Source organism: Paenibacillus sp. 01T422 (genome assembly GCF_056398785.1).
Genome location: NZ_JBFTQB010000280.1, coordinates 1 through 6,876 on the forward strand (window position 1 = coordinate 1; position 6,876 = coordinate 6,876).

Below are 6,876 nucleotides of genomic sequence, written 5' to 3' on the forward strand. Positions count from 1 at the left end.
TAGCACCACGATTAACTGATCTCATTGGATTTCATCCAATATAATCGTTAATCGAGCCTTCAAATCACAGTGTCCATTGGAATTCGTCCAATGGACCAATATGATAACGCCGCTCGCCAACCCAATCTCAAACGGCGTTTTGTATGTGGAAGTGAGAGAATTTATGATTAGCGTCCCAAATTCCAGTAGTATGAGGTATAATTTTCTATATAATGGTACCTTTATTTGGAAAAGGGGTTGAATAATGAGTTCAGCGGGAAGTCAACATTTGGCGCGGCAAACAAGTATGTCTAGTCCTACTAACAAATCCATGGATGCTACAACAACTACCGATCAACCAAGCTATGACACGAAATCCATGGCGAATGTATCGCAAATGATGCAGCTGCAACGTACGATTGGCAATCAAGCAGTAGCCAATATGGTTCAAAGACGAATCACAGCGCAAACTGCTCAAGGGACCGTCATTCAACGATCGCTTGATGATGAGACCAAAGTCACCTGGTCGCATGTTAAACTTAGTGCCTTATGGAAGAAAATGCGGGACCGAAGCGAAGGCAAAGATGACATGCCGAATTACGATGGTCTAATTAGGGAGAATATGGGAATCTACGTCGACACGTCACACACCGAGAGAGAACTGGCAGAAATCATAGTAAACAAAGAACCGTTCAAAGCTATATTCCTGAACCCAAGAAAAAACCAGCAATCCGATACGATCGCTGACCCTGGAGGAGCCATTGAGCTAGCGATTAAGGCGGTGTTAGCTGCGACGATTTTCTATCACGCGACTTTTGAGGAAAATGTCGATAATATTCTTGCAGGAGGCATTAAAGCAAGTAAAGGAGGGAAAGGTTCAGGAATCAGTACGCATGGTCGTGAAGACGTCGCTGCCAACGCCACTTACAATAAATGGAGTAAAGGTCATTCCTTTATTACGAAAAGTAAAACCGAAGCGACTGGTTACAGAGACAAAATGGCCCTGAAGAAACCAGCGAAAATTATCCATATTTTATCAATGCCAGCATTTATTGATGATAGCTCAATGAAAGTGGATATCGATAGCAAAGCTGGACTGAAGTACGAAGGAGATCTGGACATGATAGGGGATGGCGCCAAGTTGAATGAGAAAGCCCTCCGCGTTATTCAAATGGGTCTTAAACAAATGAATCGAGCAGCGCTGGAGGCCAAAATTCTGGAAGTGTACACGGCTAATTATGGGTGATGGTGAATATAAAGTACTGAAGAGCATTTCCTTGTCATGAGGAATGCTCTTTTTCTATTTATTAACAAATGATTTATGAAAAATGATAAAAATCTAGTTATAATCGGTAATTATTTATTGTAAAACGATAAATAATATGATAAATTTGTAATCGTAAATAACGAAGTGAGGTGCATGGTATGAAACGAGGATCAACACTATTTTTGAAAGTAGCTTTAATCCTGATTGGAATCCCAGTGCTGGCATTGTGCATATTTTTGGTGCCAAAGATAGCGAGTTATGCTGTAGAATTATATCCTGATCATGGTTACTTGAATTATCTGGTTTTGATGGATTTGTATGCAACGGCGATACCCTTCTATTTTGCTCTGTATCAAGCTTTTAAACTTTTAGGCTACATTGACAAGAGCAAAGCTTTCTCAGAATTATCTGTTCGAGCTTTAAAGATAATCAAATATTGCGCAATTTCATTCAGTAGCTTGTACGTGGTTGGCTTGCCGCTTTTCTATCTCATAGCGGAGAAAGACTGTACGTGGTTGGCTTGCCGCTTTTCTATCTCATAGCGGAGAAAGACGATGCCCCAGGAATCATTGTTATCGGGTTGGTCATGATTATTGCTTCCTTGGTAATTGCCGTTTTTGCAGCTGTTCTCCAGAAGCTTTTGAAAGAGGCTATTGATATAAAATCTGAAAATGATTTGACGGTCTGAGGTGATCGAGTGGCGATTATTATTAATATTGACGTGCTGCTGGCCAAAAGGAAAATGAGCGTAACCGAACTTACGGAGCGGGTTGGCATCACAATGGCTAATCTCTCCATATTGAAGAATGGAAAAGCCAAAGCGATTCGATTCTCAACTTTAGAAGCGATTTGTAAGGCTTTGGACTGTCAGCCTGGCGACATTTTGGAATATCAATATACCGGTGATACGGAAGAGGAGGACGAACATGGAGATTAGCAATTTTATTATAAAAAACTTGGCTAACCCTCATGAATTGGAGCGCATGTTTAGAAAAGATCCGGAAGCTTTCAGAAATTCTTTCTCGCACGCCTGGGAACTACAACCCGATTCGCAAGTTCTTGCGATTTGGTTTGAAAGGCTGAGCTTCAAGGAATCGAAGAACACAGAGAAATCATCGTTGTTCCAAAAAGATTTCATTTCCATGGGCATTTTGGCCATTCTGGCTGGGCTAGTCAGTCGGTTAATTTTTCAGTTTGCTGAACAGCAATCAATAGCTCACATGAACCTTATTTTTGGCATAGTTCCCTTTGTTGCGGCTTATTTTATGTACAATAATTTCCCTCGAAAAAGGATTGTTTACATCCTTGCTGCGCTATTTATCATCTCAGCGATTTATCTTAATATGCTGCCGCTCGAACAAAATGACAGTATAATCCTGGCTTATATACACCTTCCAATTTTCTTGTGGGTATTAGTTGGGCTTGCTTTTACAGGAAATGAATTTGGCAAAGGCAGTACAAGACTAGCTTATCTTAAATTTAATGGGGCGGGAAAAATCCATTCATGGATCGTGATTTCCTCTTATCCTTCAGCGGTGTACTCCTTACTGTATTAGCCGTCACCATATTCTCCATTACGGAGAGTGGCAAAGACGAGAAGAAGAATATTTCTGATTATATAAATTTTGCGCTAATTATCCTTGCGCTTATCATTGACAGTGTGGCTTTATCAGCCATCGTGTTCAGGCTTTCTTCGTATGGGATTACACCTAACAGGATTGCTGTACTTGGTGTAAACCTACTTGTCTGGGCTAATCTCATATGGATTATGATCTCCTATATGCGTTTTCTACAAAAAAAATCAGGACCTTCAACGATTCAGGATGCCGTAACTAAGTATTTGCCGATCTACGGATTGTGGGCAGCCTTCGTTGCATTTGCTTTTCCTTTGATTTTTTAGTAGCGGTTTTATATCCAAAAAATGTATGAGAATTCATTGACGACAGAACAAATGTTCTTTATGATTAAAATCATAAACATATGGAACAAGAAGCAGTTTGCCGCGGCAGACTGCTTTTCATCCTTTTAATGACTAAACATATCATTTACGAAAGAAATAATGAAAGATGGCAGGCAATCCTTGCTACAGTTTTTGAAAGAGTGAAGAATGGTACAATGTGAGTATATGTAGAAAATATTGCTACAGGAAGGATGTTAGGCATGAGCGAATTCAACCAGGAGTACATCGTTATCTCGGGAGCGAGGGAAAACAATCTCAAGAACGTATCCTTGCGCATTCCCAAGCGAAAGATTTCGATATTCACCGGGGTATCGGGATCCGGCAAGTCATCCATCGTCTTCGATACAATCGCCGCAGAATCCACACGATTGCTGAATGAGAATTTCAGCTTGTTCGTGCGCAATTTCCTCCCACGTTATCCTCAGCCGGATACGGATGCGATAGAGAACCTGAGTATGGCTGTAATTGTTGATCAGAAGCGGCTAGGCGGCGGATCTCACTCCACGATGGGCACAATTACCGATATCTCGCCAATCCTCAGACTTCTCTTCTCAAGAGTGGGTCAACCCCATGTTGGGGGAGCCAACCTATTTTCTTTTAACGATCCTCAGGGGATGTGTCCTGAGTGCAATGGGATTGGCCGCAGGCTTGGCATTGACGTGAGCAAGGCATTGGACAAGTCTAAGTCACTGAATGAAGGAGCAATCCTGCTGCCGGATTATTCCGTGAACAGCATGGATTGGTCGATGATCATCCAGACGGGGTCCTTCGATCCCGACAAGAAGCTGAGCGAATACTCGGAAGCGGAACTGGAGCAACTGCTGTACGGTAAAGCTAGGAAAGTAGAGATGCAATTCGCTGGCAAGGCAGTCAATATTACAGTGGAAGGTGTCTTCGAGAAGTTTACTAATAAGTACATTAAGCGGGACTTGAAGACGATGTCCGAGCGTACACAGAAAGCTGTGACACCGTATATTTCAGAAGGGACCTGCTATAGCTGCCACGGTGCTAGACTTAGTCAAGCTGCGCTCAATTGCCAAATCAATGGACACAACATAGCCGATCTCTCTTCCATGGAGGTCGGGCAGCTCATTCGCGTCATTCGGGAGATTGACGAGGCAATTGCCGCACCAGTCGTCAAGTCGCTCACGGAGCGGTTGCAGCATCTGGTGGATATCGGACTTGACTACTTGACGCTGGATCGCGAGACGGACACATTGTCCGGCGGTGAGTCACAGCGCGTCAAGATGGTGAAGCACCTGAGCGGCAGTCTGGTGGATGTCACGTACATCTTCGATGAGCCAAGCGTTGGCTTGCACCCCCGTGATGTACACCGGCTGAATGAATTGCTCCAGAAGCTGCGCGACAAAGGCAATACCGTGATTGTCGTGGAGCATGATCCTGATGTGATCAAGTTGGCTGATCATATCGTTGACGTCGGCCCACATGCTGGCAGCCGCGGCGGAACGATTATGTATGTAGGAAGCTATCAAGGACTGCTGGAATCAGGTACTCTGACGGGTACGCATATGAAGCGGCCACTCCTGCTGAAAGACGAGTGCAGGCAGCCATCTGGCCAGATGCCAATCAAGGATGCCACGTTGCACAACTTGCGCAACGTGTCCGTAAATATCCCAACCGGCGTGCTGACTGTCATTACGGGGGTTGCCGGTTCGGGCAAGAGCACGCTGATTAACGAAATATTTCTCAGCGAGCATACGGATGCCATCGTCATCGACCAAACGGCCGTTGGCGTGTCGACCCGCTCGAATCCCGCAACCTACACGGGGATTATGGATGATGTACGCAAGGCGTTTGCTTCTGCGAACAAGGTCAACCAGGGTTTGTTCAGCTTCAACTCCAAAGGGGCTTGCGAGAACTGTCAGGGGTTAGGTGTTGTGTACACAGACCTTGCTTTCCTCGATAGCGTGAAGCTGCCCTGTGAGGTGTGCGGAGGCAAGCGGTTCAAGGAAGAAGTACTTGCCTACAAGCTGAACGGCAAGTCAATTGCGGATGTGCTGGAGATGACAGTGGAACAGGCATTGGCGTTTTTTGAGCTTAAAGAGGTAGTACGCAAGCTGCAGGCGATGAGTGATGTGGGGCTGAACTATATTACTCTCGGTCAGCCGCTCAGCACGCTCTCAGGCGGGGAATGTCAGCGTATCAAACTAGCCAGCGAACTCCATAAGAAAGGCAGCATCTACGTGATGGACGAGCCTACAACTGGCCTACATATGTCGGATATCGGTCATCTTCTGGGGATTATGAACCGTCTGGTAGATGCCGGCAATACGGTGATCGTCATCGAGCACAATCTGGATGTGATCAGCCAAGCGGATTGGATCATCGATATGGGGCCGGACGGAGGCAGCAATGGCGGACACGTGGTGTTCGAAGGAACACCTCAGCAGATCATCCATGCGGAACACTCGATCACGGGGAAATACTTGAACTAACAATCATCACCAGATTTTATTGCGAGGGACCTCTTATATGCTGTAAACTTGTTAGTTGATAGCTGTAACAACGAATCTGCCGTTACAGCTAAAACTACATACTAACACTGCTTATTTTGCAATTGTTTAATAGGAGAGGTGTACATTCATGGAACTTTTGTTACTATCTAAAGACTTAACACAGCAGTACTGCAAGAAAATTTTGATGCCTGAAGGGGCTACCGAAATATTGGTGGAGATCGCCAATAAATTGAACACGGATCAAAAACTTTTAGATATTTATATGGAATTCTATAAAAATATTATTGAAAGTGGACACTGGACAACGGTTTGGGAACCACTATCCATTCATCCTTATGTGGAAGAAACCCTCGGGAATGAAGCTTCCCTGTTGTATCTCCATGCCGCCTTGCAAAGACTGCCGCTCGCCGAGCAGAGGTATGCTGAACTGGGACTGAGTGAGGAGTTATTTGTAGAAACCTTGAGGGATATCAGTGTCTGGGTCCAAAATGCCTATAATTTAGTGGGCTATTATGCCATTAGAAATTTCAGCTGGATCTGGAGACATCTCGAAGCCAGAATGTTTCGGATTAGCGGCATGCAGTTTATAGCTACTAAATTTTCCGGGGTCGTCAAAGGCTTTTACAATGCGAAGGACGAACGCTTTATACTTTTATGCGGTGAAGGAATGRAACTAAGAGCGAACGGCGATATGCAAGGTGTTTGTAAAAAAGAGAAGACGACTGACGGTTTTGTGACGGAGTATGCGGAAACGGAAGAGTATTTCATTGGACACCCAATTACTCCTATCGGCAAAGGCTTACAGGACAAAGTAAAACTTAACAGAAATGAATGGGAGAAAGTGCTAGACAAGGATGATACTTTGCTTGAAATCCACATCCCTAGAGACACTGCTTTTAATATGGAATCTATCAAGGAGACCTATTTAAAAGCCAAGGAATTTTATGCCACCTACTTTCCAGAGGTCAAGTACAAAGGCATGGTTTGTCATACGTGGCTCTTTACTCCGCAACTTCGGGAGATGCTGCCGTCTTCGAGCAATATCATCAAGTTCCAGCAGCAGTTCTACCTGTATCCAACCGCAGGTTCCGTGCGCTTCCTATGGAATTTTGTATTTAATGAATTGACTGAGGTAAAAGATGCTAAACCCGACACATCATTAAGGAAACAAGTTCTTAGCTATGTAGAGGAAG

Annotated in this window: 4 protein-coding genes and 2 pseudogenes; all 6 read left to right on the forward strand. The window is 44.3% G+C overall.

Annotated elements, in window-relative coordinates; genetic code table 11:
- Positions 1-244: 244 nt before the first annotated feature.
- Positions 245-1,225 (forward strand): hypothetical protein, encoded by a 981-nt coding sequence (locus AC1DUA_RS16875; RefSeq protein WP_477500871.1) that lies wholly within the window; start codon positions 245-247, stop codon positions 1,223-1,225.
- A 179-nt stretch (positions 1,226-1,404) separates the two neighbouring features.
- Positions 1,405-1,934 (forward strand): annotated as a pseudogene (locus AC1DUA_RS16880) (DUF2975 domain-containing protein).
- 9 nt (positions 1,935-1,943) lie between these two features.
- A complete protein-coding gene (locus AC1DUA_RS16885; RefSeq protein WP_477500872.1) occupies positions 1,944-2,183 on the forward strand; it encodes a helix-turn-helix domain-containing protein in 240 nt (79 codons plus the stop codon).
- A gap of 46 nt (positions 2,184-2,229) precedes the next feature.
- Positions 2,230-3,146 (forward strand): annotated as a pseudogene (locus tag AC1DUA_RS16890) (hypothetical protein).
- 260 nt (positions 3,147-3,406) lie between these two features.
- Entirely contained in the window at positions 3,407-5,662 is a 2,256-nt protein-coding gene (locus AC1DUA_RS16895) for an ATP-binding cassette domain-containing protein (RefSeq protein WP_477500873.1), read from the forward strand.
- 148 nt (positions 5,663-5,810) lie between these two features.
- A partial coding sequence (locus AC1DUA_RS16900; protein ID WP_477500874.1) for an acyltransferase domain-containing protein occupies positions 5,811-6,876 on the forward strand: 1,066 nt, incomplete at its 3' end.

What these genes read in the sequence shown, in the direction of transcription:
- AC1DUA_RS16875 (WP_477500871.1), top strand. Translation starts at nt 245, where the DNA reads ATGAGTTCAGCGGGAAGTCAACATTTGGCGCGGCAAACAAGTATGTCT.
- AC1DUA_RS16895 (WP_477500873.1), top strand. Translation starts at nt 3,407, where the DNA reads ATGAGCGAATTCAACCAGGAGTACATCGTTATCTCGGGAGCGAGGGAA.